Here is a 4,077-nt window from a genome sequence, read left to right on the forward strand (position 1 = left end):
GACCGGCGCTCGGCGTTGAGATCGGGCGGCGGCACCCGCTGCGTCCCCCAGTCCGGGGTGGCGAAGCGCCGGCCGTTCGCGCGCACGTAGGGCGGCGGCGTCGTCTGGCTGCGGAACAACCACCACCGCAGCAGGTCCCGCAGGTAGTGCGCGGCCTCCCGTAGCACCATGTGCGTGTGGTACTCCAGGACGATCAGGGTGCAATCGGGCACCAGCGCGGCCAGGCTCGCAGCCTGCCCGATGATGTCGGAGTTCTCCCCGTACACCGCGAGCACCGGGACGTTCAGCGCGGCCAGCGCCTCGGTGGAGAACGGCGGAGTCGCCAGCATGTCGGTGGCGATCGTCGTCTCCTACAGCAGCCGCTGCGCGGCCCGGGTGGCGTGACTGGCCACGCGCCCGGCGCCGTTGTCCAGCCACTCCTGGACCTCCTCGTCGCTCATCGCGACGAGGATCTGGGTCAGCGATCGGGCCATCTCCTCGCCGAGACCCTCGATCAGGAACGGCGGCTCGATCAGCGTCAGGCTCGCCACCCGGGAGGTGAACTCCAGCCCGAAAGCCAGCGCCATCGTGGCGCCGTAACTGTTACCCACCAGGTGCACCGGGCGGTCCACCCCGAGCTCGTCGAGCAGCCCGAGCAGGTCTGCCATCGAGTCCGCCAGCCCGTAGCCGCTGCGGGTCCGCTCGCTGCGCCCATGGCCGCGCAGGTCGTAGCAGATGACGTCGCAGCCGGCATCAGCGAGGCAGTTGCCCAGCGTGAAGTAGAAGCTGGAGATGTTGTCCATCACCATGCCGTGCACCATCACGACGACCGGCGAGTCCGTGGACGCTCCGCCCCTGGGCGCCAGTCGCTGCACATGCAGCCGGATCCCGTTCGCGATGACCTCAGCCACGGGCCTTCAGGCCGATCCCGCCGGCGCCAGCGTCGGGAGGCTGTCGACGATGAAGCGGACGACCTCGCCGACCCGCATGTTGATCACCTGGTCGACGTCCATGTCGGCAAGGAAGCCGACGAAGTCCACCGCCTCGCCGTATCGCTCACGCAGCCGGTCGGCCAGCGCCACGAACTCGATGCTCTCCAGCTCGAGATCCTGATTGAACGAGGTGGCCATCGTGATCTCCATGTCCACGACGTATTCCTCCCCGATCACCTCCCGCAGGAGCTCCGTGACCTCGCCGAGGATCCGGGCCTCGGCCTCGGCCCGTGTGACAGCGCCGGTGCGGTCGTCCGGTTCCGGGCCGGGAGGACCCTGCCTCGTCGTGCTCTGCGCAGACATCATCAACACTCCTTCTGGCTCTGGAGACCATGCGCCTCGACCTCGGGAGAGGTCCAGGCGACTATGTAATTGACGGTAGCGACATCGACTCTTCCGGCGGAGACGCCATCGCCCACAGCGTCCTGGCGCTGCGGCGGCGGTGCCCCGCCCTCGCGGGGCACCGGGCCGGTCGGTTCCGGCTGAATCCGGCCGGCGGCGTCCACCGTACGCAACGCCACCCACCGGGTCCGCTCCGGCACCGACCCGTCGGGACCATCCCCGTAGACGGTGACCCGGACCAGATCGGGCGGGGTGCCCCCCGCCCGGGAGGATGCGAGCCCATCCCTTCCCGGGAACTGGGCCGTCCCCAGGGAATGAGGGCCGTCCACGACGAACCGGCGTGGACGGCCGGCGAGGCCCGTTCCGTCGGCCTTCGCCGCCGCCTCTTTCGCCGCCCACAACCGGGTGAACCACACGGCCCGCCGGTGAGAATCGATGCCGGCGACCCGGTCGAGCAGGCGCAGTTCGCTGGGCGCCAAGGCCGCCTTCTCGACCCCGGCGGCGCGGGACACGATCTGCTCAAGATCGATACCGACCTCCCCGTCCGCGGCGACCAGGGCCACGGCGAGCTCCGGCTTGTGGGCGAGCGACACCCACGGGGGGTCGAGCGCGGGGACACCCGGCCGCGCCGGCAGGGAGGTGATGACCGGGGCACCCACGTCGTCGTTACGGATCCCGATCTCGATCCCCCAGACGGGCCCCGCTCCCCGCTCCCACAGCCATCGCCGGACTGCGTCCTGGACGGCGATCCGTCCCAACAGCCGGCCACGCGCCGCCCTGGGGTTAAGCGCGGCGAGCCGGGCACGCTCGGCGGCATCAGCGTAGTGGCGCACGATCAGTTCCCGCGAAGCCGCATCGGGCCAGCGGTCCACGGCGACCACCCAGCCCTCACCGGAGGGCTGCGCCACGGTGTTCAGCTCCGGCGCACGCACCATCGCCCAGAGCACGTCGTCGTTGGCGAACCGGCGGTCGGTCCACCCGGTGATGACCGCCCAGACACGCCCGTCAGCCCGCCGCACCTCCATGTCCGCGGTCACCGTGCGCTCGGCCACCTGACGGATCCGTACGACGCAGTCCACCAGGTCGCCCTCTACCGGCACCGGGCCGTGGAACCGCACGTCGGCCAGGGACTGCGGGAGCAGGAGGGAGTCGTCGGACAGATGCTCCATCGCCCAGTAGCCGAAGAGCTGGCCCACGTTGTCGAGCAGGGCGCCGGACGCCGACGGCACCCGCAGACGCCCCCGGATACCGGTCGGGGCGATCGCCTCGATCCGATGGATGCCCTGGTAGCCGGGACCGTGGAAGAGGAACCGGGCCCCGTAGAGATCCCTGCCATGATGCCGCGGGGGCCGCTCGGCGGGCAGCGTCGGGCCCGTCCGGCCCACCGACAGATCGGCGGTGATCGCGGTCGGCCCGGGCGACGGCAGGTGGTCCGCCGCGAACAGCACCGTGCCGCGGGCGTAGCCGTCCACGGTCACCCGCACCGCGTCCGGCCCTGCGGGGGCGAGCGCAATGGACACCTCCACCGCCGGCTCGATCGCGAGCCAGCGCAACGCCCGAACGTCTCGGACACCGACCGGCACCCGGCCCGGCAGCAGCGCGGCGGCCTCGCCGATCATGAGCTCGAGGACCTCGGTCATCGGCACGACCGGGAACAGATCGGACATGTCCGCCCAGCCCGGCGGCTGACGGTAGAAGCAGTGGTCGACGATGTGCGGCATCGACGCCAGCGACAGCCGTCGCCGGAACATCCGCGGCCCGGGTTCGGGACTGTCACGGGGCACGGGTACCCGGCCCACCGCGGACGTCCGACCTGCGCCCGGGGTCGCAGCGCCCGGGATTGCCCCGCCCCCCGGTCCGGGCGGGGGGACCCGAGCCGATGTCGCCCCATGCGACCAGCGGTCGACCACGGTGGACATCACCGCGTCCGCCTCGGCGAGCGCGGCCCGCAGCTCGGCGATCACCGGATGCGTCGGCACGTCACCCCCGGCCCAGGCCGGCGGATTCCGGTGGGTCCGATCAGCACTGCCCGGGTTGAGCAGGTCGCCGGCTCCGCCGCCGAGGCGGATCAGGGGGGTGCCGAGGCTCAACCGCACCGGGGCACCGACGCGGTGCAGTCCGTTGGCCCCCCCGGGGGGCGGCGGCACCGCCGGCGCGGGTCGCGACCGGCAGGGCAGCAGGTCCATCCGGGGCGCGGCGCCTTCCGCCCACATCGCCGCCGCGACCCGCCGCAGCTGGTCCAGCCCGGGGCGCTTCACGGTATTCGTGACCAACGAGAGATGGTCGTTGCCGGGCAGGGTGTCGTCGATGAATCCCGCGACGCTGCCCACTCCGACCTGGATGAAGGCACGCACCCCGCGCTCGCGCAGCCGCTCGACGAGCTGGCGGAAGCGAACCGGTTCGACCAGGTGCCGAAGAGCGAGCGCGCGGATGGCGTCGTGGTCGCTCGGGTAGGGCGCCACCGTGGTCGCCGACCAGATCGGCACGCTCGCCTCGACGAACGCGGTGAGGGCGAGCCGCGCCCGCATCGGGTCCAGGTACGGCTCGAGAAACGGGGAGTGGAACCCCGACCGGAACGGCAGGATCTGGCCCAGCACGCCGTCGCGGCGCAGCCGGTCCAGCGCGGTGCGCACGCTGTCCTCCCGCCCGCAGATGATCGACTGATGCGGGCAGTTGTCGTGGGAGACGACGACCTCGCCGAGCCCGGCGATGACCTCCGCCGAGCGCGCCGAAGACGACCCCCGACACCTCTAGGCTTGTCTTC

General features: G+C 72.1%; 2 protein-coding genes and 1 pseudogene. All 3 read right to left on the minus strand.

Going from position 1 to position 4,077, the window contains the following annotated elements; all coding sequences use genetic code 11:
* Positions 1 to 890, minus strand: a pseudogene (locus AC08OU_RS23235) (alpha/beta fold hydrolase); the annotation flags it as partial.
* Positions 891 to 896: 6 nt separating this feature from the next.
* The gene (locus AC08OU_RS23240; RefSeq protein WP_476591722.1) at positions 897 to 1,274 is read right to left on the minus strand and encodes a phosphopantetheine-binding protein; all 378 of its coding nucleotides are present in this window, start codon (positions 1,272 to 1,274) and stop codon (positions 897 to 899) included.
* A gap of 2 nt (positions 1,275 to 1,276) precedes the next feature.
* Positions 1,277 to 4,024 carry a type I polyketide synthase gene (locus tag AC08OU_RS23245; protein ID WP_476605809.1) on the minus strand — a complete coding sequence of 916 codons (2,748 nt, stop codon included), beginning with the start codon at positions 4,022 to 4,024 and terminating at the stop codon, positions 1,277 to 1,279.
* Positions 4,025 to 4,077 lie beyond the last annotated feature (53 nt).

The sequence above is a fragment of the Frankia sp. CcMO1 genome (genome assembly GCF_977945845.1).